General features: G+C 62.8%; 14 protein-coding genes and 1 pseudogene. 2 read left to right on the top strand and 13 right to left on the bottom strand.

From position 1 onward, the window contains the following. Positions 1 to 20 precede the first annotated feature (20 nt). From AC1DFE_RS07075 to AC1DFE_RS07105, 7 genes and pseudogenes are all read right to left on the bottom strand, one after another. Positions 21 to 2,678, bottom strand: coding sequence for a sigma-70 family RNA polymerase sigma factor (locus tag AC1DFE_RS07075; protein ID WP_476905194.1), 2,658 nt, complete (start codon positions 2,676 to 2,678; stop codon positions 21 to 23). A 113-nt stretch (positions 2,679 to 2,791) separates the two neighbouring features. Then, a complete protein-coding gene (locus AC1DFE_RS07080) occupies positions 2,792 to 4,471 on the bottom strand; it encodes a nuclease-related domain-containing DEAD/DEAH box helicase (protein ID WP_476905195.1) in 1,680 nt (559 codons plus the stop codon). A gap of 127 nt (positions 4,472 to 4,598) precedes the next feature. Continuing rightward, on the bottom strand, positions 4,599 to 4,955 hold the full coding sequence (locus AC1DFE_RS07085; RefSeq protein ID WP_476905196.1) for a hypothetical protein: 357 nt from the start codon (positions 4,953 to 4,955) through the stop codon (positions 4,599 to 4,601). Between the two features lie 132 nt (positions 4,956 to 5,087). After that, positions 5,088 to 5,726, bottom strand: coding sequence for a hypothetical protein (locus tag AC1DFE_RS07090; protein ID WP_476905197.1), 639 nt, complete (start codon positions 5,724 to 5,726; stop codon positions 5,088 to 5,090). An 82-nt stretch (positions 5,727 to 5,808) separates the two neighbouring features. Continuing rightward, positions 5,809 to 6,501, bottom strand: a complete 693-nt coding sequence (locus AC1DFE_RS07095; RefSeq protein ID WP_476905198.1) for a hypothetical protein — start codon at positions 6,499 to 6,501, stop codon at positions 5,809 to 5,811. Positions 6,502 to 6,633: 132 nt separating this feature from the next. Beyond that, on the bottom strand, positions 6,634 to 8,064 hold the full coding sequence (locus AC1DFE_RS07100; RefSeq protein ID WP_476905297.1) for an ADP-ribosylglycohydrolase family protein: 1,431 nt from the start codon (positions 8,062 to 8,064) through the stop codon (positions 6,634 to 6,636). An 82-nt stretch (positions 8,065 to 8,146) separates the two neighbouring features. Then, a pseudogene (locus AC1DFE_RS07105) lies at positions 8,147 to 9,108 on the bottom strand (ARPP-1 family domain-containing protein). A 92-nt stretch (positions 9,109 to 9,200) separates the two neighbouring features. Here AC1DFE_RS07105 and AC1DFE_RS07110 point away from each other — a divergent pair. Further along, complete coding sequence (locus AC1DFE_RS07110) at positions 9,201 to 9,869, top strand: NUDIX hydrolase (RefSeq protein WP_476905199.1); 669 nt, start codon at positions 9,201 to 9,203, stop codon at positions 9,867 to 9,869. A gap of 1,168 nt (positions 9,870 to 11,037) precedes the next feature. Next, positions 11,038 to 11,763 (top strand): protein NO VEIN domain-containing protein, encoded by a 726-nt coding sequence (locus AC1DFE_RS07115; RefSeq protein WP_476905200.1) that lies wholly within the window; start codon positions 11,038 to 11,040, stop codon positions 11,761 to 11,763. A gap of 220 nt (positions 11,764 to 11,983) precedes the next feature. On the opposite strand, the gene drmC is transcribed toward AC1DFE_RS07115, so the two are convergent. From drmC to AC1DFE_RS07145, 6 genes are all read right to left on the bottom strand, one after another. Further along, positions 11,984 to 12,691, bottom strand: a complete 708-nt coding sequence (drmC, locus tag AC1DFE_RS07120; protein WP_476905201.1) for a DISARM system phospholipase D-like protein DrmC — start codon at positions 12,689 to 12,691, stop codon at positions 11,984 to 11,986. A 5-nt stretch (positions 12,692 to 12,696) separates the two neighbouring features. Further along, positions 12,697 to 14,772 carry a DrmB family protein gene (drmB, locus tag AC1DFE_RS07125; RefSeq protein WP_476905202.1) on the bottom strand — a complete coding sequence of 692 codons (2,076 nt, stop codon included), beginning with the start codon at positions 14,770 to 14,772 and terminating at the stop codon, positions 12,697 to 12,699. Further along, positions 14,769 to 18,506, bottom strand: a complete 3,738-nt coding sequence (gene drmA, locus AC1DFE_RS07130) for a DISARM system helicase DrmA (protein ID WP_476905203.1) — start codon at positions 18,504 to 18,506, stop codon at positions 14,769 to 14,771. Before drmA ends, drmB begins: the two co-directional genes overlap by 4 nt. Next, positions 18,507 to 22,553: a DNA methyltransferase gene (locus AC1DFE_RS07135; RefSeq protein WP_476905204.1), complete on the bottom strand. Its 4,047-nt coding sequence runs from the start codon at positions 22,551 to 22,553 to the stop codon at positions 18,507 to 18,509. It lies immediately after the preceding gene. Next, on the bottom strand, positions 22,543 to 25,749 hold the full coding sequence (gene drmD, locus AC1DFE_RS07140) for a DISARM system SNF2-like helicase DrmD (RefSeq protein WP_476905205.1): 3,207 nt from the start codon (positions 25,747 to 25,749) through the stop codon (positions 22,543 to 22,545). The genes AC1DFE_RS07135 and drmD overlap by 11 nt, the downstream gene beginning before the upstream one ends. Before the next feature lie 63 nt (positions 25,750 to 25,812). Then, positions 25,813 to 26,973 (bottom strand): DNA cytosine methyltransferase, encoded by a 1,161-nt coding sequence (locus tag AC1DFE_RS07145; protein WP_476905206.1) that lies wholly within the window; start codon positions 26,971 to 26,973, stop codon positions 25,813 to 25,815. Positions 26,974 to 26,981: the final 8 nt, after the last annotated feature.

Raw genomic sequence — 26,981 nt, forward strand, 5'->3', positions numbered from 1 at the left:
AACCTGCACTGACAGGATTGTCATTGCGTCCCCTCCCCGTTATTCCGACCGATGTCCTCGGCGGGCTGTACGGAGGTGACAGGCTCTGATGAATCCGCCTGCCGGGCGGCTAGCGCCGGCTCGCCGTCAAAGTGGAAGCTGCGCAGCGGTCCGGAAATAGAGGGGTCCTTGAGCAGGTCCATGGTCTTCTTCTCGATCTGACGAATACGCTCGCGGGTGACCCCGTAAACCTTCCCGATTTCGTCGAGTGTCTTGTGCTCGCCATCCGTGAGACCGAATCGCATGGCGATCACGCCGGCCTCCCGCTCGGTGAACGTGTCGAGGATGGTGTGGATCTGTGCAGTGAGCTCAGCCGCCGCTATCCGTTCGATGACATCCACACCGGAGGGATCGACCAGTTGTTCTCCCGCCGGCTCCAGTCCGCCCCTGCCGTCGGGAACCAAGAAGTCCAGCGAATAGACCATCTTGTCCAGGTTCAGGAGATACTCGACTTTCGAAGCGGTGGTACCAGCACGGTGTGCGATATCCGCGCTGGTGCAGGGGAGGCCTTCCAGAGCCGCGCCACGCTGCAAAGACAGGACCTTCTGAATCTGCTCCACCATGTGGACGGGAAGCCGAATCAGGCGTCCTTGATCCGCCAAAGCACGGGTGATGGACTGCCGGATCCACCACGTCGCATAGGTCGAGAACTTGAAACCCTTGGTGTAGTCGAATTTGCAGACTGCACGGTGGAGGCCGAGGTTTCCTTCCTGGATGAGGTCCAGGAAGTCCAAGCCGTGATTCATGTACCGCTTGGCGATAGACACCACGAGCCGCAGGTTTGCTTTGAGCAGGGCGTCGGCAGCCCGTTCACCCAGGAGCGCAATCGCTCGAAGTTCCCGGGATTCCCTGCGGCCTCGCGGAGTGCCGTCTTGCAGGAGGTGTGTGGCGAAGAGCCCTGCTTCGATCTCCTGCGCCAGCTCCACTTCCTGCTCGGCTGTCAGAAGAGCTGCCCGTCCGGCACGCTTGAGGTAATCGGAGACGGCGTCGTCACTGAAGCCTTCTGTCCCGGCAAGTTCCTCCGGCCACTCAGGATCTTCAAGATCGAACGAAGTCGGCGCGGCTTCATCCTCATCGTCGTAGCAGGCCGTCGGCAGAAGGTCCTCCTGCCCTACGCCGTCCAAGACATCCTCGCCGGGCTCGGTCTCCGGCTCATCCGAGGCATCTTCCCCGGCCGGGACCCGGGGGTCATTTGTACGCGCGGGAGGCGCCGGCTTGGGCTCAGGGGCCGGCGGTGCCACAGGCTCCGGCTGGCGAAGGAACTCCTGCAGCCGGTCAAGGTCCGTCTTCATGTCAAAGAAGTCGACCTCACGGGCGAAGGGCAACACTTTGCCGAGGAACTCCTCGCCCTGCACGTCCGGATCCTCCACAGTCCCCTTGGAGTAGAGAACAACAAGCCGGCCCACGCGACCGTCCGCCTTCTTGCGGATGACTCGTCCCAGCCGTTGCACCATCTGCCGCTGGCTTCTGTTGGCCGCCACGATGATGCCGAGGTCCGCTTCCGGCACGTCGATGCCTTCGTCGAGCAGCCGCGGCGCAGCGAGGATCTGGGAGGCGCCGCTGCGGAAGTCCTCCATGCCCTGTTTCCGGTCGTCCTTGGCCATGCCGCTGTACAGCGCGGAGGCCCTGGAGCCCAGAGCCGTGTAGACCTGCTCGGCCCGGCGCGCGGACTCCTGGGTCTGGGTGAAGACCAGCGTGCCACGGGACTGGTCCACGGTCTCCTTCAGCGCGGCCAGGGCGAGGTACTTGGTCCGCGCCTCTGCCAGCAGCGTGAGTCGGGATGACATGGCGCGCATGTACCTGCGGGCGAGCGTCGCTTCCCGGCTCGGGGACTCGGAGGCTGCCAGCGCGGCGACGGCGGCGATGAACTGGTGGAAAGGCCGTCGCGGGATACCGGCGTAGGACTCCAAGTGGCGGGCCGTCTCGGCCATCGTGTCGGAGAACTCGTCGTAGCTGACCTGCTCCGAAGCGGTCAGGTCGACGCCTACGAGCGCAATGTCGAAGGGCGCAATGACTTCGTCCTGCAGGGCTCGGTCATACCAGAGCTTGTAGACCACCCCGCCGAAGTACGGAGTCAGGAGGTTCTCGTGCTCGCCGTCGGACCGCTCGTAGGTGGCCGTGAGCCCAAGGCGCCAGGCATACCCTTCTTGGAGAGCGCCCGTGAATATCGGCGCTGCATAACGGTGGCACTCGTCGGCGATAATCAGCCCGGCTTTGTGGCTGCGCAGCGTCTCCCGGTTGGAGGCCGAGTGCACGATGGCCACGAGGATGTCGACGTTGTCCAGGGAGTCTGAGCGGCCGTTGCCGAGCGCGCCGCGCCGGGCCTTCGGCAGGTCGCGCTGGAGCGAGGCCAGCCATTGGGCTTGGAGCTCGGCAGTTGGGACGAGGATCAGCACCTTGATGCCCTGCCGGACTGCCTCGAATGCCGCAGCGATGCCGACGCGCGTCTTGCCTGCACCGGTGACAGCCTCGATGACGCCGCGGCGTGCATTGGAATGCCAGGCCTTCAGCGCCTCCTGCTGCCAGGCGTAAAGGAAGGCATAGTCGTACTCGGTCGGAACAGACGCGGCAGGGACCGCTTCAGACACCCGGGTGAGCGTGGCACTTAGGTGCGACGCGTCGTCGGCAAGTTCTGGCATTTCATCCCCCATTGGACGGTTTGGAACTCAGTGAATGAAGACTATGGGGCGGGTCTGACAAAAAACAGAACTGCCCGCCGTCGTGCTCGCCCAAACAGCGGCCAGCAATGGCGTCACGCCTGAGGAGGCCACCACGTCTGGGCCCGAGACAGTGCCATCTTCAGCTCCCTGCCGCCGGCCTCCTCCAGCAGTGTGCCGTCGCCGACCACCACCAGCAGGCTCCTCGCGCGGGACAGGCCGACGTACAGCTGCTCTGCTGCGCGTTCCATGTCCTTGAAGCCGTTGACGCACAGCACAACGACGGAGCGCTCCAGGCCCTTGAAGCCCAGTACGTGGCCGTAGAATTCCGCTTCGCCTGCGTGGAACTCGCGCCAGTAGTCTTCCGTGGCGCCGCGCTCGAAGAAGTCCAGATGGATCGGGTGCCGCTCCTTTGTGGTGAGGAGCGCAATCTGGTTGTTGGCCCAGCCTTCGGTGATGAGCGCATCCACGCAGTCTCCGCCGACGTCGAGCGCCTCGTCCGATGCGCAATCCACGAAGCGGACGGGCAGGCCCGTGCTGCCGCGCGGAGTGAAATGCTCTCCGGCCAGGGGCTTGAAGGTTTCGGCGATCTTGCGAGTGTTGCGGAGGTTCTCATCAATGTGGATGGGCACAAAGCTTGCCGTGGGCCCAAAGGTGAAGTCCGCCGTCGCCCCGCCCCACCTGCGGTAGACATCCTGACGGTCATCCATGAAGGCATACACTTCACCGCCGTCGGGGTTCTTGGTGCAGGCGAGCAGCGCATCCCACCACAGCGGGGCGAAGTCCTGTGCTTCATCGACGACGACGGCGTCCAGCCGCTCATGCTGCTCCATCGTTGCTGCCAGTTCCTTCAGCAGGCGGGGCATCGCCACATCGAAATACTCCTGCCCCGAACCGTCGGGAACGCCTAGCCCCCGTACGTATTCGTGGAACTCGCCGGTGAAGACCGGCTTTGCCTGGCGCCAACCGGAAACCCGGTCCTGCAGATACTGCCCGAGGCCCTTGTTGTAGCAGAAAAGGCCCACGCGTTTGCCCTGCCTGCTGAGCAGGCGGGCCTTCTCCACGGCGAGCCAGGTCTTCCCGCTGCCTGCACCGCCGGTGAACCGGACCCTGTCGAGTGACCTCGTAGCCTGAAGCAGTACAGCCTGCCGCTCGGTGAGGTGATCCTGCGTGTCCTCGGCTTCCTGCGGATCCAAGGAATCAACGGACTGCGTATTCAAATCCCCGCTCAGGTGCCTGACGATGCGATCCATGAAGGACGGAGCCAACACGCTGGCTCCGCCGCCTTCGCGCTCTATCGCTTCACGTACCAGTTCCGCCGGCGAAGCGACGTCTGCCTTGTCAAGGACAAGGGCCCGCGGACAGCCAGCCATATCCCAGTCCTGCCGCACGGGGGTGTACGGCAGCGCAACCATGTAGGCGAACCGGCTGGTCACAGGCGTACCAAGTTGCCTGCCAATCCAGTTCTTGAACGCGTGGAGCGAGCCTTGCGACTGGGCCACAGGGCTCAGGATGCGGTGCTTCCCACTTCGGTCGGACTGGCACCACTGCCCGTTGTCGATGGAGACAAGCCCGCCCTTAACTTCGATTGCGGCCATGCCGACGCCGGGCCACAGCACGAGCAGGTCGATCTCATGCTCAGCCCGGCCATCGCGCACTTGGACGGAATGGGCCAGCACGCAGTCATCCGGCAGGCTGTTCCGCAGCGCTTGCCATACGGCTTTCTCGGCCACCTGTCCGTCGCCGAACTCCGGTACTTCCGGAATAGACCTCACTGTGCCCCCATCTTGGTGCCCAACTCCGGGCTCGACGATGCGTACATCCTATGGCGTCGGCTTCCATTTCGGCGCGCAGAATTCATCGCTCGTTGCGAGTCTCCTGCCCCTCGATGGCTGTTAGCGTTTAGGTGGCCCTGCCTCGGCCGTGCATCCTATTGGGGTGGTCCTGTGTGTCCTCGGCTTCCTGCGGGTCCACCGGCACTGCGAAGTCCGTGTTGAGGTCCCCGCTGAGGTGCGGCACGATGCGCTCCAGGAAGGAAGGCGCCAGCGGGATGGCTGCGTTGCCTTCGTGTTCGACGGCGTGACGGACCAGCTCCGCCGGTGACTTCATGTCCGTCTGGTCCAGGATCAGCGAGCGCGGGCATCCGGCCATCTCCTTGTCCCTGGGGACGTCGGTGTAGGGAAGGCTGACCAGATACGCGAAGCGGCTGCTGAGCCGGGAACCGAGTCGGCTCTCCAGCCACTTCTCGAAAGCATGCAAAGAGCGCCACCGGGCTCTTGATGGGGTGCTTGCCGGCTCTGTCCGACTGATGCCACTGTTCACCATGGCGGCACGAAGAGCTGCTTGCTTCCTGTCGGTCCTCATGTCTTTTGACGCGAGAATTTCGACGTTTCAGATGGCTGGGTCAAAGAGCTCTCGGATGTCATAGCTCATCTCGCTTTGACGAATACTTAAGATCAAGCGACGGGCTTGGTCGGCGCCGGGGATGTGGAGTTGCTCGCCTTGTTGGAAAGCCTTGGCGCAGTGTTCAAGCATCGCCCGGTCTTGGCTATTCACATCCGGCTCGGGCTGAACGTTGACGCAATTCCGGCGAAATATGTACTGCCATGCGCTCTGGACATGCTCGTCAGTCTCGTAGGGTAGAGCGATATCCGCTTGACGCGTACTGGTGGCATTGATGTTCAAGATTTTCATGCTTTGCGTGCTAACAACTCTGCGCCCTTGCTGTTCTTCCTGAACTACAGGAACCTCAGCATCGACCAGCATCATGATCGCTGATGCTAAAGCTGGCCACTGCCTGAAAAGAACTGTCTTCGCGCTTGGTCCCCCCGGTTCGAATTCATGGTAGTCCTCCCACACCTCGGCAAGAGGACGGATCAAAGCCGTTCGCGGATCTGCAGGTGGCTTGGGAGGACAGGCGTGGTCCGCGCGCCAACGGTCGAATATCCAGCGCGCAGAAGTTCCGGTACCGACGGTTTGCGTGCTGGCTCCGCAGGAGCAGCGCTCCTCGATGATGGGGTAGTTGAACACAGCACAGCTTTCTAATTTATGAGGCCAGGGTGAGTATCAGTGGAAATTTCAGTTATCCTAAGCATCCTAAAGAGATGCGACTTCAGTAGTAGCCCAAGCTGAATCCATACATGTCGACGATCTTGGCACAGGTGAACCGTCGTTCGGTGAGCTTTCCCGATGTGAAGTCCAGAGTCTTATAGGCCCGGGCCAAACCTTCGATTTCCATTTTGTTTTGTCCGTAGAACTCCTCAAGTAAAGAGAGTGAACGGATTCCGAGTGTGTTGAATGCTGCCTTCTCCCGTCCCTCACCTAATGAGCGAAATCCCATGATGAAGTACTTGTCAAAAGACGGTACCGTCCCCCAAACTCCCATCATGACCTTGGTGACGAGAGTCAGGGCTGTACCGCCTTTGGGCAGGATGGCCCGACGTAGATCAGCATAAGCGGCAAGTGTCAACTCTTGCGCTTTGGGATCGAACAACGGCCTGTCATTCAACTCACGCATCTCTGGGTTGTAGCGCTCGATAACCTCGATGGTCGACTGATAATGGCGGGCGTTGGTTTCACGGAACAGGTACGTTGAACCACGCAGCATGCCCCAGCTGGCGATGTAGTAGCCAAGTTGAAGGCAGCTTAGCTCCATGTCCTGTGTGGGTGTGGAGTTCTCCTGAAAGTAGTTGAAGCAAAAGTCCCAGCTCCTCTCCCGGCGGTACATTTCACTTGACTTTCCGTCCGTTGAGCGAAGGAATTTCGCAACGGCCGATGTGATTTCTCCAGCAGGAACCGATTGCATGAGCTTAGACTAGCCGCAGTATTTGGATATCTAGTTGAGGCTCGATGAAACCGAGTTTAGAAGCATCTGCTCCGGACCGTTGGAAGTTTATGACTAAACGCGCGCTGAGTCGTGAATGGATATGTCCGCGCGTTACCTCTGCTGAGGGCTAGGTCCCAGTGCATCGATGTCGTTTACCGCATTTCCCAGCACGTCCACAAACAGCGGATTCGGCCGCGCCCCTGGCAAAACGGACTGCAGGTCTGCCAACGCTTCCAAGGGAGTCAGGCCATCTACCCGAGCGCCATACAGCGCCGCCACGGTCGGCGTCCGGGATTCCGCCCGGACGCATTGCAGCAGGACGGTCTTGCCCTCCGCCCGGTAGCTTTCGACGGCGGCCGTCGCCTCCCGGAGCACAAAGTCAGGATGGGCGTTGTCCCCGGCATCGAAGGAATCAACCACCCAGAAGGTTGCGTGATCGGCAGCGCCGACAGCCGGAACGTCGTCAACGCCTAACCGGCACAGTGACACCACCGCATCGATCCCCAACTCGGCCATCTTGGCGACGGAACCAACCCCGCCCAGCCAGACGCCGTCGTCGTGCGGGTGCCGGACCAGCGCATCGGTACGGCCCCATATGCTGTAGTCGTGGGTCACCGCTCGCGGCCAGGAGTCCAGGCGGCGGCCGTCGCCGCGGGCCAGCTCCATGCCGAGCGCCATCAGGTCCCGGGCACGCAGCCCCGGCCAGCCGTGCAGGTGCTGCCGCCACTCGAACGGCACCGCGCTGTAACCGTAGGCCGCACCGAGCGGGCCGCCGGCGATGGCGGCAACAGTATCCGTGTCGCGGCCGCCGCGGACGGCTTCCTCTAATGCCGCCCGGAGATGAGCCGGACCGGAGGTGAACGCAGACGTGTAGTGGATGGCGCTCCACGCTCCCTGGAACGCCTCCACGACCCAGCCGTTGCGGGCGAAGTCCCGCGGCCGGGACTGCTCCGCGGTCTCAATTCGCTCCAGCCAGACGGCCGCCCGCCCCGGGGCCACGTAAGCAAGACCCGCCCGAACATCCAGCGTGCCGGTGAGCACCGCCTTCCGGATCGCGACGCACCACAGGCCACACGCCTCCTGCGCATCGGCATCGACATGGGTCAGCGCGCTGACAACCCCGGCCTGGGCCATGAGCTCCTCAGGGCTGCGGTCCAGATAGGCCAGAGCCAGGGGAGCGGTGCGCATCAGCGAGCCGTTGCCGGCGCTCCGGCCCGTGCGGGCATGGAACTCAGCGGCAGCGGTAGTGAAGTCCTCAGCGTCGGCCTCGCTCCGGCCGGCGGCCACGGCCAGCCGCCGGGCAGCAGCGATGACCGAACTGGTTTGCGCGCCAACGTCCTTCGCGTCGGTGGCCCATCCCGTCCACGCCCGGACAAGAGCAGTCAGCACGGAGACCGAGCCGGGAGCGGACGGGGAGTCCACAAGCGCTTCGGCGAGGGCGACGGCCATGGACGTGTCGTCGGTCCACTCGGCGGGGCGAAGCCGAACGGGCCGCCGCCCTTCATGCTCACCGGGGTGCCGTCGGGCAGCGGTGCGCCGAATTCGTAGCCGGCGCCGAGGGCGTCACCGGCGGCCAGGGTGAGCAGGACGCCAGCGGCGCGGTCGTTCTGCAGTGGGTTCAGTTTCATGCGATCTCCATCAGGGGGTGGTGGGTGTTCCAGCCGGTCAGGTGGGCCAGCTCGGGTTCGCGGTGGGGGAGTGCGACGGCGATCCCCGCCGCCGCGAGGCGCCCAGTGGTCCGGGTGACGTTGCGGCTGCGCAGGGCGTCGTGGTTCCGGACCTCCAGGCCCGGCAGGCCGCCGTCGAAGTGCCCGAAGTCAAGAGCTTGGACGGCGGCGGCGAAGTCGCGGGCCCGCTGGGCGGGCATCGGGCCGGACGCCATCACGTGCGGCGGCAGGAGCTCCAGGTCCAGCAGTGCGGACTCGACCAGCTGGCGGTAGTGCCGGCGGAACAGTGTGTGGGTGCCGAAGACCTCCAGCAGGAGCGGCTGCGTGCCGAGCCCGATCAGCACGCCGCGCTGCCCCTCAAGCGTCGCCGGGGCGTCGTCGGCACTAAACCGGCGGTCCTTCCGGGGCTCGGCGGTGAACCGGTCCAGGTGCTCGAGCAGGGAGCTGGTCACGGACCAGCCGCGGGCGGCGTCGAACCGGCTGACCCGGTTCCAGATGCGGCCCTGGCGGTCGCCACCCCTGGGGTCGGCCGGCCCGGTGGCGAGTTCTGCCCAGACATTCAGCGGGGCACGGCGGGCCTGCCGCCGGTGGCTGGACGCGCCTTCCCAGCGGCCGCCTCCACGCAGTAGGTGTCGATGTCGCGCGTTTCGCCCGGGCCGAGGAGAACGTCCCTGGCGCAGGTCCGGTGCTGCTGGCCGCCCTCGAGCAGCTCGCCTTCGAGCAGGAGGGCGGCGCGGGCCCCGTTGTTGGTGACGGTGAGCTTGGCGACTTGTGGGCCGCCGGCCAGCTCGGTGACGGCGACGTCGGCGTGGGTGCCGGTGCTGATGCCGAGCTCGCCGGCACCGCCGGTCCAAACTGGAAAGATCGTGAGCGGGCCGAGCGCAGTGCCGACCCCGACGTGGAGCTGTTGAGCCTTCATGATGACCTCCAGAATCTTTAGCTCAGATCTGAGCTAATTGACTCCAGTATGCGCGGCTTGAATCTTTTGCGCAATACTGAAATAAATAACCTGTGAAAGCCTCTAGGAATGCTCCGCCCCCGTCCCTGCTCGACTATCCGCGCCCGTCGGTGGCGGTGGACACCGCTGTTCTTACCGTCGCTGACGGCAGCCTCCGCGTGCTCCTGGTGCGGCGCGGCGAGGGGCATCATCACGGCGAGTGGGCGCTGCCCGGTACCTTCCTGCGCGAGCGGGAGCGGCTGGCGGATGCCGTGCTGCGGTCGCTGCGGGAGAAGGCAGGGATCTCCGGGCGGGTGCCCCGGCAGCTGCACGTCTTCGACGATCCGGAGCGGGACGACCGGGGCTGGGTGCTGTCCGTGGCGCACGTGGATGTGGTGCCGCTCGCGGACCTAAGGGACGCATTGAAGTCCGACGGCGTCCGGTTGGCTTCCGTTTCCGGGGAGCCGAAGCTGGTCGCCGGGCTCCCGTACGGGCATACGGAGATAGTGTCGAAGGCGGTGGAATGGCTGCGTGCCGCCTACGCTGAGGCGCCGGACCCTGGAGCACTGTTGGACGAGCCGTTCACGCTGAAGGACCTGCGGGACCTGCACGAAGTGGTGGCCGGTCGCACGCTGATGCGCGATACGTTCCGGCGGTTCATGGAGCCGCAGCTAACTGGAACGGGGCAGATGTCCGATGGGACGCGGGGGAGGCCCTCGCGGTTATGGGTGCGGGGGGAGTAGCTTTCGAAAGCTTTCCAGTCACACGCTTGTTGTTCATGGCCAACGGACTCTGCTCGGAGTCAGAGCTCCTCATTTCTCGGACCCGCCTAGAGTTCTCTGCATTTCGTCGATTACACCAACAACGCTGCTTTCACCAATAGCTGCGGGCAGGGTCTTTAATTTGAGAAGTTCTCCTCTCGATTGCCTTCTTTCATGTTCAGGCCACCTTCATATTTGGGGCGCCAAGAAGTAGAAATGGCTCGATGTGGAGTGGCCGGTTAAAGCATCCAGAAAGACTTCAAGAGTTCGAGCCGGGTCGTCTGAGCACCGATGCTCTATAGAAATAAAACCGAGTTTGTCCTTCCACTTCCGGACTCTTTGTCTCACCAGCTGCTTTGAATCGCTGCGTTTCTCGCAACGGGTGACTAAATACCGCCCAGCAGATCAACGGTTGTGCGGGGCGCCAGCATCCTGGCCTGAATATCTTGAGAAGGTGCTCGTCGTCACCATGACCAGTGTGTTTGCCTTCCTGTTCGGGGCCAAGCGGTAGCGGTTCGTGCGGGAACCGCAGGTCGCACTGCATATCCTTGCTTGTTTCTTTGACCAGACCCTGCGCCGGGCTAGCCGACAATACTCCGGCCGGACGGCGCGGACCTTGTCCCGAACGGTGAGGCGGTGCCCGTCCAGCCAATGCATTCGGGCCACACCAAGGCCGGCATCGTCGGTATCTGCACGAGCAACGCCCGGACTCTCTGGGAGTCGGCGTCGAAACTGGAGCCGGCTGGCCTACTCATATTGCGATGGTCGGGCGGCCTCAACGCCCGGTCCACGTCCCACGGGAAACAGGGCTATCCGGCCAGCTCTCTGTTGGGCGATCACCTTCCATGAGGGTAAGTGGACTCATTTTCAGTTGGTTTTTGGTTATTTTCGACTGCCGCCAGCATGCTCTCTCATCCCGCAAATTGAGCTCCTCCCGGCCGGGAGCAGGACCAAGTACTATATCCTGGCTCCCATGGTTATGGGTGAGACGGGAAAACCGTGGACTGACGACGAGGTTAATGCGACGGTAGCGAAATACTTCGACATATGGCTCATGGATCTTCAGGGGCGACATTTTGTCAAGGCCGCAATTTATAGAGAGCTATCGGCGCGTTTCAAGTCAAGGAACGTAAATTCAATTGAGCAAAAAATGAGCAACATTAGTGCGGTGCTTGTTGGGCTTGGATACCCACATCTTCGCGGTCTATCTCCCCGCGCCAACTATCAGCGAAGCTTGGTGGAGTCCGTACTCGGCGAGTTGATTCGCCGCAAATCGCTCGATGAAATTCTTGAAATTGTGCTTACAGAGAGTGCTCCCTTGGGACCTGTTGATATTCTTCGGGAGTCGGTCGCCCCGCCCGAAGTAATCACAGATCTTTTGCATGGCCGGGCAATGGCGCGGACGTTCAAACGCGACTATCTGGCCTTAGAAGCCGCCAACCGGGCACTTGGTCTCGCGGGTGAACTGGCTGTCGTAAAGCGCGAGCAGTCCTTTCTCCACAATATTGGTCGAAGGAAGTTAGCGGACCGCGTTGAGCACGTTGCGCAAACGAAAGGGGATGGCCTCGGATATGACGTGCTTTCCTTCGATCCCACCGGCCGAGAAAAATGGATCGAGGTCAAGACCACCAAGTATGCGATAGACGTTCCCTTCTTCGTCACGCGGGGCGAAGTTCGTGTCTCAAGTGCCTCTCCGGAGCTTTACCACCTCTACCGTCTGTACGGATTTGGATCGGCCAAAGGGACCGGCCTCTACCGACTCGAAGGAGACCTGGAAAGATCATGCAAGTTGGATGCGCTTTCGTTTGAGGCGGCACCCAAGAACCACCTGACCGTCACACGTAACGGCAGAGGAAGCCGGCCACCGAACATGTGAGTAGGTGAGGAGGCAGCACTCACGTTCAGGGAAGGAACTGTTGCTGACCGCGTCTGAAGTGGCGCCCATGCCGAGGTCGTCTTGGTTTCTGGCCTGCCAAACACCTTGACGAATTCGAGCATCTTCAAGTTTACTTCGGTGGACGCATCGAGCCAGGAGATGAGGGAGGTCATATCGGTGTGTGCACTCGCTTCTTGTTGGGTCAAATCTTTGCGGGACTCTACGAAAAATGCTCCAACGACCCCGACTTATGAAGTGAGGTGAAGCGTTGTCTGAGCTTCGAGGCAAACAGGGGATCGCGTATGAGAACACCAGCTTCCAGATTTCCGTGAGCTGCGGCATTGCTGAAGTTTGCGCTCGTCACAAAAGCGAGGGCAGAATCCACAATGACGACCTTCGAGTGTTGAAGACCGTTTTGCCCACTCGGCGGTACGTACTTAAGGAAGCGCGCGCCTTGGAGCTTGTCTTGGAGCTTGACGGCTGTTTCGGCCATCTTTGACCCTTCTAGGACAAGCGTTACAGTCACACCTCTGGCGATTGCTCGCCATAGGGCCTCTACGAACGGCGAGCCGATCGATGCTGAGTAAGTCGAGGCGAGAACGTCATCCTTAGCTTCGTCGATCAGGTGCGCGACAGCTGCCGTCGTGTGGTCGCCGTCGCCGGGGAAGCTCGGGCCGCTCCAGACTGCCGACGGCGGGGCGGGTGCCCGCCCCGCCGCGGTCGCGTATCCCCTCAGCACTGACGCCAAGAGCGCTGAATTGCCAAGCAATGACAGCGCCTTCCCCAACAGCTCGACCGCGGCATGCGAGGAGTCCGGCAAAAATGATGCTGCTCGGTCCAGCCGCCCGTCGATTTCCAATGATGCGGCTATGCTCGTCGCCTGTGAGGCAGACAGGGCCTGCGCCAACTGAAGCAATGCATCTGCCACGACACCTAGCCTCCGAAGGCTTCGAGCACCGGTTGGAGCAGACCATCGACCGCGTACTCAGGCCCTGAATTCAGCGTTAGTGCGAAGCGACGGTCAAGGAAGCGGTTAGCCTTCTCGCAGGACGTCTCCGACACGAACAGACAGAAGTGGCAGGCCGCACCGTGTAGGAAGTCCTCTTGACCGCTGGGCACCCGATGCGCACAGATAGGGTCCGAAGAACACCGTTCCGCTCGCCGCAGCGCATCTCGGAATACCCCTTCCAGCCGCTCCGTTCTGGCCAGATCAACCAACCCCCCGAGAGTTCCCTCGCTGTCGGGGGATGTTGTGGCGATCAGAATACCTGCGGCAGCCTCCCGATCGTCCGTCTCACGCCATGCGTAAAGACGTTCGGACAGTGATGCCGAGCCGTAGCCGCTGGACATTGCCATCTCACGGATGAGTAAGTGCGACATCGTGTGCAGCGCCCAGTATCGCGGCGGGGGCATTCGGTCTGCCGGGTCGATCGCCACCGCGGTGCGACTCTGGCGCCTTTTGACGTTGCGCTCGTGAGCGGCCACATGGGACTGCCACACCTTAGATTCGAGTACGCCGTCCTCCCAGGCGCGAATGGCGTCCTCATCGAAGCGCAGGAATACTCCTTCCCCGCGGTCCTCCGTTGCCGGAACCCACTTCGGCTTACCTGACTGGACGAGAGGCGCTATCCGGTTGGGAGCGTCTCCTACACGGTCCAAGGCGTCGATGCGCGTGAAACCGATGAACGCGTTGGCCTTCTTGACCCTTTCCACCGCGACGACATGGGACAGAGCCGGTCGCAGGGCCGATGCCACCTCCACGGGCCGCACGCGGAAGCCAGCCTTTCGGTCTTCGCGCTCGAAATCCTCGGGGTGAACGAGGGTGTCCCACTCTGGTTCCAGCAGGCTGATCGGATCGAAACCCGAGGGTGAGGACTCGGGTTCAGCGACTGCCTGGCCTCGAGCGACCTGAATTCCGTTCCACAGGGCGTCATCTGCGATTCCGTCAAAGATCGTGCGGACATCCTTCGGGCCGTACTTCCGCCACCCGACTAAGTCATCGAGCGTTTGCACATCTGCGAAGGTGACGGCCGGCAGTCCCTTCACTGTCTCTGCCACGTCCGCGGTCGTAATGTTCTTGCGCGCAGGCAGTACAAGCACGCTCACCGACGCTGGGAACCACTGGTTCGCGGCGCCCAGCAGCATCAGCCTAACGTCCGCTTGACACGGACTGTCGGCCGGCGCGTAAGTGGGAAGGTGTGGGTGCCGTCCGCGGCAGTCGGGAAGCATCTCTTCTCCGCCGGCCCGCGTGAGCTCAGCGATATTTCGTGAGGCGTCGCAGGCCACGCAAGAGATCTTCACCTGCGGTCCGAGGTTCGAGCGCCATTCCATCATTCGCATCTCAGGCTTGGCGACCTTGCACTTCACGGGCTCGCCGTCGGCGCCATGTACCCACTCGACATAAGGGAACTCGTCGAGGTGCCCGTCGGTACAGGCAATCAAGTAACGGGCAGGCACGGCCAGGCGCGGCCGCGCTTCCAAAGTGCCCTGCTTCTGGCCCTTCTTCGGGCGGCCCTTGCACGACTTGTGCACGAACTGCGCCTTGTCGGGCCGGTGCTTGCTCGTGTTCACGAACTCGAACTTGGTCGACTCCGAGATGGGCGCCAACAGGTCACAGCCGGTGCAGCGCAGCCACTGGGGGAACACGCGGGTCGGGATTCCGATCGGAGTGCCGCCTTCATGGGCCTTCTCCGGCACCCAGGGGGGTTGCCGCAGCTCTTCGACACGAGGCAACATCTTGCGGACCGCCGCGAGCAGGCGCGGCACCAAGACCAGCTGCGGGCCGCCCTGCTTCGAGTAAGCGATCTCCCAAGCGTCAAGGCCTTGGGGCATCACCGCTATGTGAGGCATGTCCACCGTGGCCCCTATGCCCGAGGTGTACAGCAGGGCGCTGGGTCGCACCGAGCCGACGCGGCTGTGGTTCTTCGCGCCGGCGGCCTCCAGCTCCCCAAACGGGTTGGCCACCACTCCGGCGACGCTGGATGCCTCTTCCTCTACGACTTGACTCATTTCGCATCCTTCTTCGAGAAGACCCATTTCGGCGCAGCTGCACTTAGCGGCTCCGCTAGTCTGCCAACGATCGGTGTTACAAGGAGATTGATCTCGGGCTGAACTTCGCGCATCGAGTTGGCCACTTGAAACAGACGGCTGTCTTCGTCGGGAACCACTGTCTCCGGGCTCACCAGCAGGGGTGACACGATCTGCCCACCGCCCAGGGAGTCCTTTTGATAGGTCAAGGCGCCTGACCACTTGTCCGACTCGTCCGTCCACTTATCGAGGCGCAGGATAAGCTTGCTTTTGGCGGCGTCCGCTACCGCGTCGTTCCCGCCGCTGGCAATTCTGATCCGTGTGACGAGCCGGTCGACAAGGGTGTCGACGAACGTTCGCCGCTGCACGATCGTCCCAGCCCCGATTTCGGGCGAGAGCGAGGGCTCATTCCGTTGGTCGGCGACGCGGGCCGCCGACACCAGCACGCCAGTCAGGCCTCGCTCCAAAGCGGCGTCGGAGAACGGGGTCACGGACAGTGCTTCGACGTGCGCATAAAACGTGTCGTGGTAGTGCTCGAACTGTTCATAGTGCGCCATGTCCCGCGGCCGGGACCGGTTGGCGAGCGTCACCACGAGGCCGGGTTTGGAGGCTTCACGACCAACGCGCGAAGATGCCTGAATATACTCCGCGGTGTTCTTCGGTTGGCCAACCACCAGCATCAAGCCAAGCCGCGGCACATCCACACCTACCTGGAGCATGGAGGTAGCGAGGACCACGTCATACGGCATGTCCCGCGGGGGAAGCTTCCTGCCGGCCTTCTTGGCGGCTGCGGCCCGCACACCGTATTCCCGTTTAGCCTCAGACGTATCCCGGTCCGGGTCGAACGGGACACCCAGGTTGGTGAGCGTCTTCGAGATATCCGCTGACGAGATGCGGGACGTCAATTCGCCGATCCGCAGCCCGCTGGACCCTCGCCGCGGGTACCCTGATTCCTTGTCCGGGTTGCTTGTTCGGGTGACTATGTCGTCTTCGAGATATCGTCGCATGCCTGCCAGTTCCCTGGTCGCCGAGAAATAGTCAACCAGCGTCACGTACGGCTCGGCCGCTGCGCCGTGCGCATCGAACAGCTTCTGTCCGGCGAGGAGCAGAATTTCGCTAACCCGGATTTCCGCCAGCGTCAGGCGTGCCCCGTGGGCGCAAACGCCGACATAACGCCGGCCGGGGTCCACCTCACTGATAGTGACTTCCTTCGAAAAGAAAGTGTCTGTCACTGATAGCACCTGGGGTGGGAAGATCTGCACCTGGCGCGCATAGAGCTTCATCACCTGATCCCGGGCGTTCCGCACGGTCGCGGTGGAGGCGATAACCAGGGGCTTCACTAGCGAGGGGCTGTCGGCGGAGCCGTATTCCCACGTTGAAAGCGTGTCGATTGCTGCTTCGAACAATCCCACTGCAGTGCCGAGCGCGCCGGTGATGAGGTGGAGTTCGTCCTGGATGATGAGGTCCGGCGGACGCAGCCGGTCCGCATCCTTCACGATGGCCTTCGGATAGGTTCTCCCGCCCTCCGATTTTGCGGAGTGGCCGCTAGCTCCGCATACAGAGGTCACGGTGTCCGGGTGCTTGTAGCCGTGCCGTTCGCACCGCTGAGACACGTAGCCAAACAGGCTCGCGGCCTCGCCCTCGCGGGCGAGTCGGGCGAACTTGTCGACGGTCGCCAGCAGGAAGGTCGGCGGATTCCGGTAGATCTCGTCGTCGACGGTTAACACGGGCAGACCGTCGACCGCACTGCCGGCCGCCGAGAACGGGCACCGTCCGAGTTTGTCCCCGCAGTAGACATGGATCCGCTGGGTGGTCTTCACGGCAACGACATCCGCTTTGGGGTTGATTGGCGTTCCGCACCACGGGCAGCTGCTGAACTGGAGCACGGTGAGGCCGTAGGCGGAGTTGCTGTCGTCGTTGCGCACGTCGCGCACCTGTTGTTCCGCCTCAGCAAAGCGTTTCGGGCTGACGCTTGAGCCTACCCAAAGGCCGATGCGGAAGGGTTCCTGGCCCCAGGTCGCTGGGTTTTCACGCCGCACTACTTCGGCGGCGCACATGAGCGTGGTGGCACGCAGGAACTGCTGAGAGGTGAGCAGGCGGAGCGTGTACCGCATCAGCACGGCGACACCGTCGCTGCCGTCAATCAGACCGCCGGGCGTCTCAATGACGCCTTGGAGGCGGCGGATGCCGAACGTGAAAGCCGCGAGCCCCAGGTAGGCCTCGGTCTTGCCACCACCCGTGGGGAAGAACAGGAGCTCCGCTCGGGGCAAGTCACCGGACCGCCGAGGCACCGTCGGGTCGACGATCGAAGGCAGCTGCATCAGGATGAACGCAAGCTGGAAGGCACGCCATGAAGCAGCGCCATCACCCTTCTCGTCGATGGCTGCGGTCGCCTCCTTGACGGTGATATCGCGGTCTGCGTTCCGGAGCGCCGCGATCTGGGAGCGAATGCGCTGTTCGCGCATAGTGCGGTTCATGAAAGCAAAGGCTTTTCGAGCCTGTTCGCTTGCATGGGCGTTCGGATCAGTATTCGTCAGCAGACCGAGCCCCGCGCGCAGACGCTTGAGCGCGTCCTCGCCGTCCTTGATCCCCGTCTCAGCGATCTTCTGGAGGTGCTCCGGCAAGGCGTCAGCGTCGAAGCGGCGATCGCTGAGCCAGGTCTCATAGCCGTCGATCAACGGCGTCAGGTATTGCTCAAGCTGGTCAGGAGACGCGTCCATCAGCAGCCGCATGCTCATCTCGGCGCCTTCGATGGCTGGTGCAAGGGTCTGCGGGACCTCGGCGGTGGGCAGCCAAGCGGTCCGCACCGAAGTGGCCGTGCGGGACTGTGGATCCGGCAGGGTCCAGGTGGCGGAGGCCGTGCGGCCGACAGCGAATTCAAGGCGATCGCGGTACAGGAGATCGAGCTGCAGCACCTCGGGGTCGCCGAAGTCACGTGCCTGCTCAAGCGCGTCGCGAGTGGGACGGAAGACTGCGCTCTCGTCCTCGGCGCTGACTTCCAGCTGGGTCTGGAACAGCCAGACCTTGGGCGGGAGCTCTTTACCGGTGACCTTGGTGTTCTGGAGGGCGGCTTCTACCACCCGTAGCCCGTCGTGGTCGAAGACTTCGACCGAGATCGCGACGTGGCCCTCAATGATCACTTCGGTATGCGTCTGACCAGCGCCGATTGCCGCAATGTCGATCGTCCGCGGCACAACGTGGTCGGTCCGGTCGTAGAAAGTCTGCGTGCGGCCGTCCTCGTCGGTCTCCCGGCGGGACGCGTATTGACCCCACCGTGCTGTGAAAACGAGGTTGCCAACGTCGGGGCCGACCTGGAAGCGGAGGCCCATCGACGACGGCGCGATGAGCTTGGATTCCGGACCGCGGTCTTCGTCGGCTTCGACCCCACCCGCATCGGTGATGGTCTCGTCAGACTGGTCCAACACGCCCTGTACATCTCGACTCGCATCGGCGTCTTGGACGGCCGGGACGTCTGAGTCACGGAAGTCATCGGGGCCGTCTACTGCCGGCTGAGAGTCTGCTTGAGGCAGCGGGGCGTCGTCGCCGATGGCGACGGGCGCCAGCGCTCCGACCAGGTACCGGGCACGCGGCGTGCCGTTGACCGTCTCGTCCGTCTCGCCCCAAGGCCCAATCAGATCGCGCTGCAATAGATCTATGAGCTCGTCGCGAACCTGGGCGGAGGTCGCCGGTTGGGCGGGTGTTATCTCGGTGGTCACTTAGAACATGGCTCCTTCGGGGGCAGTCTCCGGATCAAGGTCGAGCTCCATCGGGGCGACCGCCTTGCCGCCGTTCTGCGCCTCAAGTGCCGCCCGGCGGTGGTTCTCTTCGAGCAGCCGGTCGAGAATTTCGACGCGGGCAACCGGGCTGACGGTAAAGCGCTCCATCTGCCGGTAGGTATGGAATCCATGATCGAGCGGAATGTCGCTCCAACCGTAGGCCTCCATCACGGCTTGGTCGGTTTCGACGTGGATATCTCGAACTCGAGCCATGTCCGGATCGTTTGTCACGCTCGGATCGTTGACGAGATTGTAGAGAGCCGTAAGCCCTAGCTCACGTCTAAGCATTATTTCCCGACGCTCGGCGTCCAAAGTCTCGCCAATTTTTTGCATCCACCCGGTCGATTGCGGTCGAGGAAGTGTCTCGAATACATCGGAGGGGGTGTATCGGGGGTCGTTCCGCATTCCAGATCCATACTTGATTGCCCAAGTTTGATGCGGCATCGACGAGAGCACCGCTAGGTCCGCGTAATCGTCGAGGGCAAACACTCCTAGGGTATTCGCGAAGACCTGGTTGGCGTGCACGCGGAGGGGCATCACGGTCTTACTAACGAGCGCAATAACAATTACGTGTGATTGTCCGGAAATAGCTTGGTACATGCCCGGTCGGCGAGCCTCGAACTGCCACCATTGCTCAATGAGACGGGGGTATTTTTTGGCATCGAGAAGTAGCCGCCCGGGGCGTACGCGTTCCAGCAAGAGCCTCCAAGGGCCATCAAAAGCTTTCGCACTGGTCTCGTTCATCCCGCCGAAGTCAACGACGTACCGGGAAGCACTAGCATCAGGGCGCGAGTTCAGATCCTCGCCTCCGAAATAGGGAATCACCACCTCGGCGTTGGCGCCGCTTTCGGCTATCAGGGAATCCCTCTCGCCCGCGGACAGGAAAAATCCCGAGCCTCGAGCAATGATTCCTTGAAACGCGATTTTGGCATTGTGTCGCAGACGTATGGGCTCTCCTCCAACTCGTCCCTCGGGCTCGAGAAGCGAGGAGATTCCATGGACAAGGCTCCCATCCGATTCGACTCGGACGCCCGGCGCCAATGCGCGACCGCTGGCCCACGCCGCGGCGTACTCCAGATTGGCGCTTCGTGCAGGCCATCTTGCGCTTTGGATCGACCGGCGAATTGTCCAACCTGCCTCCACCATCGCTCCCAGGCCAACGTCTCGAGTCGCACCTTGCGCGACCGTATTGGTTCCGATTAGCCCGAACTGTCCGTGCCCTTCCTCCGTGAGGGCACCTACACGGAGGAAAAAGTAAGCAACGAGATCTGCGCTTCCGCGGCGACCGCTAGCAACGACATGCACTAGCCAATCGCGCACGTTGTCACCCATGGCACCCGTGAGCTTCTGCCCACCCAGGAACGGGGGGTTACCGATGATTGCGTCGAAGCCGCCGTGGTCGACGATGACATCGGGAGCTTCAATCACCCAGTGCAGCGGTTTCCACCTGGACTCGCCGGTGTCGACCGTAGGGGTGAGTCCTCCGGCGAGGATCGCCTCAAGATGGCTCCGGTCACCGTCGGCCCCGCTCGGAGGGGATGCAATGTATAGCGCGTCAGCCAACTCTTCATAACGAGTTTCAAGCGCCTTGCCGGGTTTTCCCCCTTCTCGGAGTCCTGCCGCGATGATGCCGTCGGCGACGTCACGCAGCCGGGCGGTCACCTCACGCGACTCTTCCAGGAGTTTCCGCTTGGCGCGAGTGGAACGCATTCGGTCGGCGTCGTCGACTTGGCCGCTGGAGAGCTCGCGACGGAGCTGCGCGGCGCGGGCGAGGTCGCTGTCGACGTCGAGCTGCAAGAGCTTCCTCTGGAGGATTCGACTGCGGCTGGGGTCGATATGCTGTGCGCGGAGCTGCCGCTCAGTGGTGACGCCCAGTAACGAGTTGCCATGGAATACACGGTCATCTACGAAGGAAAACGGCTTACCCGGGTCCATCGAGACGAGCCACAAAGAGAGCTTGCACATTTCGACGGCCATGCCGTTGATGTCGGCGCCGTAGAGGCAACGGGCAACAACCTCCCGGATTGCCCAGCGCCTGGCGTCCTCGTTGGCGGCAGCACTTAGCCCCTCCTTTGAGCGGGCCTCGATGAGGCGTTCCGCGAGGTATCGGGCGGCTGCAACGAGAAAAGCTCCGGAACCGACGGCGATGTCCGCAACCTTGAGGTTCAGGATCTCAGTGGAACTCTTCAGGACCCAGTCGTCCCGGTTCTCGGTGTCGAGGGGACCCGGCGAGAAGACGAGCGGTTCCAGCGCATGAAGTACCACTTCTTCAGCGAGCGATCGTGGGGTGTAGTGGGTTCCTGTGTTGGCTCGTTGCGGGGACTCGGTCATCACAAGTCCGCCCTCAGGGACCACGTACGGGAATTCGCGAAGGTCGTTTCGGATTAGGGCGTGCAGCGGCGCGAGCTGGTTGACCAGCTCGGTGTGGCCGAGCAGTACGAAGCCGAGGCGGGTGCGGGCGTCGGCGGAATTCTGTTCGTCGTCCGCCTCGAAGGCTTTCGCGATCTGTCGTGCTGTAGCGGGTTTCGCATTGGGTTGGGTCTTGCCCAGGTGGTCGATGAGTTTCTTTGCAAAGTCTGCTCCGCTCGTCGCGGCATCCGCGATCGTGCGCAGCTCGGTCAAAAGGACTTCAGGCTCGTACCCACTCTTTCCTTGGAGTCCGACCACCACGCCTCGGGTGTATTCGGCGGAATAGCCGAGCAGACCTTCGTAGACGTAACCGATCTGTTCGACGTCGAGGTCACGGAACGACAGCTGGCGGGCTTCGCCGCCTACATGTGCGATCTGCACAGCCCTTAGGACTTGGAGCATGACTCGGTCGGAGACGCGGACGGAGAGCTGCCCATGTGCGTTGGTCGTCCGGAGCCATGGGAAGCGAGCCGGGTCGAACAGGGATCCACCGTAAGCCGGCATCCGGGTGTCTTCGAAGGTGGCGCCGGAATAGATTGCAGTGCTGGCGGCGAGTAGGCGGTACCAGGTTTCCCATGTGTGGTCGAGGGCCTCTTCCGTGGCGTGCTGCGCGTGGTGCTCCAGGTCGACGCGCACTCCCGAAATGGCGTAGGAGTCGCGGTACATCTGGTGCTGCGGCAGCAGGGCGCGTTCCTCGGCGAAAAGGAGGAAGACGACGCGCATCAGCACGGACACGGCGGCTTCGTATACATGCCTGCCGTCGTCCGGCAGAGGGGATTCCTCTCCGCTCGCGATGGCCCGCAAGTGCGACTCGGACATGGCCTGGAGCACGAGCTCGACCGCGCGACGGACCTGGTCGCCCAGGGCCTCGGTGATCGCCTCCGCGCTCGCGACGCTGAGCTCGAACAATTTCGGCAGACGCTTCTCTGTGGCGCCGCCGGCGAGCGAGACCAGCCCGGCGAGGGCGAGGAACGCATCCCGGCTGTCCCGTTCCTCACGCCAGATGAGTGAATCGAAGACGCCGCTCGCTGTAGTGACGTCGCGGACGGCGGAAACGATCCCCCACCACCGGCCGTCGGTGACGAGCCCGACACTGACTTTCGCTTCGCGCAGCAGGGCGGCAGTTCGGTCGATGGCGTCGGCTGCCCAACCATCGGCGCCGGTTCGTCGGAGATCGTCGGTCGGGTCGACGACCACGACCAGGGCGGCTGGTCCGTCACCCGCGTCCAGCGCGGCCCAAGGGCGTACGGTCACGTCTCCATCAGGCGAACTGGCGACGATCGTAGAGTCGGGGTGCCTGTCAAGGTAGTCACCCCACTGCAGAAGGTCGCGCAGGACGGCCGTGACCCAGCGGTCGCGCCAGGCGAGTCCCCCCGCGCTGTCGGGCTGGCCTTGGCGGGCGGTCCACGCCTTTGACCAGACCGTGTGCTCGTATACGAAGGTGCTGTTGACGTCGTCGATGGCGTTGTAAGGCCGATCAAGTCCGGTGGGGAACACCGATTTGAGCGCAGCGCGCGAAAGGAATGGCCCGTCAACGTCGACGAGAGACAGCCACTCCCAAGGGTCCTTAATTGCCATCGTTCTTCCCCAGTCTCTCAGCATCGGCCGGGCTCAGTGCGAACACGACCGCGGCGACGAATGTGTGCGGTTGCAGATTGGCGTAGCGCCTGGACACGGCGTCCCGCTCATCGCGCTGCTCCTCGGCGAGGGCGTCGAGGCGCCTCCTGATGTTTGCCAAGTCCTTCTCGCGCTGGCGCTGCTCCTCGTGGAACAGCATGTCCTCAAGCTCGCGTTTGCGCGCTTCGGCGTTGTCGAGCGTGCCAGACAATGTCTGGCGGAAACGGGCGAAAACCTCGTTCACACGTTCGAGATCGGCGGTCTTGCGTTTGACCAGGTCCTGCTCGATCCCGCTGCGCAGCCTCTGAGCCCGGGAGGCGACGGCGTCGGCGACGCGCTGGCGAATGCCGCCGTCGTCGGCGCCATCTGCATTCCAAAGATCGGCCAGCCCGGCGAGCACTCCGGGGGCGGGTGACGTCAACTTGTCGGCGTCCAAGGCTGTGACCAGAAGGTCCTCCGAGCGTTCCACGCCGAGTTCCTGGCGCCGAGTGAGCCGGGTGCCGGCAAGAAACACTTCCTCATGGAGGCGAGTGCCGCCGTCGCCGACAACGACCAAGCGTGCGACGCCGGCGACGAACGACTGCTCCAGCCCGTCGACAACAACAGCGCTCACGCCATGAATGTGATTTGAGCGGGTCCAGATCTGGCCGCGCAATTCACGAGCGGCGCGCTGGATGAGCGGGTGTCCCAAGTGGGCGTAGACGATGTCGGTGCGACCCTTCGCCTCTTCACCGTCGAACGTGATGGGGCGCGCCAGATCCGGGCGCAGACGAGTGCGCAGCCCCTCCAACCCCGGTGTCCAGGTCCGGTCGAGTCCGGACGGAAGGGCGTAGAGGTCAGCCTTTTCGTCGTCGTCGACCACACCAATGAGGCCGGGCTGACCGGACACCCGCAGCCCGGTCTCCAGGACCCGGCGTAGATTGCGGTCGTGGAGGTGAAGGCGGTCGCGGGAACTCTCGAGCCTGTCGGCAAGGGCGGTTAGTTCACGGCGGAGATTGTGTTCGCCTTGCATGGCCGTCTGAATGATCTGCTCGCCGGAGCCTTTGACTAGCTTCGGCCGGGCGGGCAGGTCTCCGTAGCCAAGCGTTCGCTGGATATCCGGATCGATGATGTCGCCCGCGGACCCGAGGTCTTCCTGTACACGTGAGATTTTGCGGGCGACTCGGGCAAGATAGTCGGTGTCCCTGGCGTAGTTCGAGGACGTAGCCGACTTGTCTTCCGGATCAGGGTGGTAAATCTGCGGGCGTTCGGTCTGCCCATATCGGTCGATGCGGCCGATGCGCTGCTCAAGGCGGTTGGGGTTGAAGGGGATGTCGACGCTGACCAGGCGGTGGCAGTATGTTTGCAGGTCGATGCCCTCACCCGCGGCGTCAGTAGCGATCAGGATCCGTACGGGGTCCTTGGAAGGGTTCTCGGTGAAGCGCACGCGGATGAGTTCGCGCTCTTCGGCATCGGTAGAGCCCTCGATCACCGCAAGGCGGTCGCCTCCGAGGTCAAACGCATTGAGAATGTCGCGAATCCAGTTGAGCGTGGCGACGTACTCGGTGAAGATGACGAGGCGTTCGTTCAGCCAGGTTCCGTCTGGAGTGAGTAGCTGACCTCGGATGAGGTCGATGAGCGCCTGGAGCTTCGTGTCAGGCAACGAGGCGTAATCCCAGCCCCAGGCGATGAGCCACTCAAGGTCAGCGACATCTTCATTGGTCAGCGGAACCTGTGCGCGCTGTGCCATGCGGAGTGCTTCAAGCTCAGGCTGCTCCAGGCGGCCTTCTTCTTCATCGGAGGCTTCGTCGCCGAGCACCTCGTCGTAGTCAGGCAAGTCGATGTCGTCGTCTCCACGCAATCGCGTGGCGAGATACGTTTCGGCGGTCGAGGCGAATGCTGTCGGGGAGGAGAAGAACCGCTTCTTCAGAATCAGCGTTGCGAGATCGGCGGCGCGCTTGCCCTTTTCGGCTTTTACAGCAGCGTTGCGCCGTTTGGTGAACGCGATCAGCCGGTCGTAAGCCTCAGACTCGTCGTCGGAGGGCTGGAACAGCAGGGCGTGCACTTCGCGCAGCTGGAAGCCCTCATCAGGTAGGTCCTTCTTGAGCCGGCGAACGGCCACTTCGCGCAGCGCCTTGGGATCGAGATCGGCGCCGCGGGCGAAGCGCTGTGGGTCGACCATCTCCATGAGGGCCGTAAACGATTCGGTGTAGCCGTTGTGCGGGGTGGCGCTGAGGAAGAGCCGGTGTTCGCAGCGTCGCGCGAGTTCGCGGACGGACACCGTTCGCTGGCTGTCGATGGCGTAGCGGCTCTTGTCATTGCCGCCTCGGGAGGGCGTGGCCGGGGCAACGTGGTGGGCTTCGTCGACGATTACGACATCGAAGGCGTACCGGTCGGCAACACGCTTGTCGTCGGCACGGGCGTAGACGTCCCGGAGGAGTCGCTCGGCTCGCGGCGACGGCAGCCAGGACATGGAGACGATCACCCGGGGGAACAGGATGAAAGGGTTTGCGTGCACTCCGAAGCGTCGCCGGAAGTCGCGCATGGTGTTGGAATTGACGATTTCGAAGCCGAGGCCGAACTTGTCGCGCATCTCCTCCTGCCACTTGATGACGAGGCCGGCCGGGCACACGATGATGACGGATCGGGCTCGATGGCGGAGCAGTAGCTCCTGCACCACCAGTCCTGCTTCGACGGTCTTGCCGAGACCGACGTCGTCGGCCAGGAGGAGGTTCGCTCGAGGTGCTTCCAGCGCACGGCGGAGCGGCTCAAGCTGGTAGGCCTCAATGGTAGCGCTGCTGCGGAAGGGGGCTTGAAGCGTCCGGGCATCCGCCGACGTAAGAGCACCCCAGCGAAGGGCATCGACGTAGGCAGCAAAGGTGGTCGGATCGTCGAAATGATCTGAGTCGACTTCAAGGGGGAGGCCCTGGTCAAGAATGACGCCCCGTCCCGGCTCAAGCTGCCAGATGGCGGTCATCTCACGGCCGTAGTGCTCTTCCTCGATCGACTGGAGCGACACTGCGTGCTGGAGCTCGGCTTTCCCGTCATCCGCGCTGGACCGTTCCAGGGCCTGTGCGGCTACGTCGGTGACGATCCATTTTGAACCTCGAACCGTGACCAGTTGACCGACCTCAGGCAGCTCGTCGTGAACTGCCGACGCCGCAGGCGCGACTGTCATTAATGCTCCCCCATTTTTCGATTTCGTTGATGCTCCTACTATTTATACACACAAGCCCCGACATCAGAGGGAGGCATACTCCTTGAGGTCTTGCATGAAGGCGTCCTGGTAGCGGAGGGTGCTTCGCAGCAGCCGCGAGGCGAACCCTCGTGTCGCCTTCGCAGAAAGGGCGTTTGAGCCCCTCTCCTTGAGAACTCTTTGGAGGGTGAACTGCCGGCGCAAAGGCCCGGTGACGGGAGCTTCCGAGGCTTTTGTGCGCCGCACGTGATCGCCGACCGAGATTCCCGCCGAGCCCCAGCCGTGTTTCACATCAAGTTCCCGGGGGAGCTCGACACTACCCAGTTGGTCATACCGTCTGAGACCCTCAGCTATCCACTGCACCGCCGGGACGGCCACTGCGTTGCCAACGAGCTTCCAGCGGTCTCGTGACGGTGCCGCGCTGGTCCAGCCCGGGCGAAAGCCTTGCAGGGTTTCCAAGGCTTCAATGGACGGCGTCCGGAACTTCAATTCGATTGGTTTCCCCGGAAGCCAGACGCCCGGAGCCGAGGGGATTCCAGCCGTGGTGGACCCCTTTATCGTTGGCACCACACCGTTGCCCCAGCCAACCCCGCGATTCCCCTCAGTCCAGTAGAAGCCATGAGCCTTCTGGATTCGGTCCGTGGTGCTCCGCTTGCCTTCGGAAGGCGCTGCGTAGTCCCGAAACAGCACGCGTTCCGGGTCCTGGTGGCGGCTGGCGAGGAGGAAGACTCGTTTACGCCGTTGGGCTACGCCAAAATGCTGGGCATCGAGTGTGCGATAGCACCAGCGGTATCCGGCGTCGCTGAGCATGCTGCCGATGATGGACATCGCCTCACCGCCCTTAAGCCGCAACATGTTTGGGACGTTTTCGAGCAGAACCCACTCCGGCTTCTGTTTTTGAATCGCGCTGAGAACACCGATAATCAGTCCGGAAGCTGCTCCCGCGATGCCTGCTTGTCGGCCGGCAGGTGAAAGGTCGGTGCAGGGGAAGCCAGCCGTGACCATGTCAGCGTTGTGAAGATTCGGCGGAAGGTCCTGTACGTCAGCAAAAAGGGTTGCCGAAGGGAAGCGCATCTTGATGACCGCTTGTGCTGAGGACCACGTTTCATAGGCCAACACGTCCCCGGTGAATCCCGCTTTTTGAAAGGCTTGCTCAAACCCGCCGATGCCTGCGAATAGGCTAACAATTACTGCATTGCGATCCATAACTTCAA

This window comes from Arthrobacter sp. 05T423 (assembly GCF_056396245.1).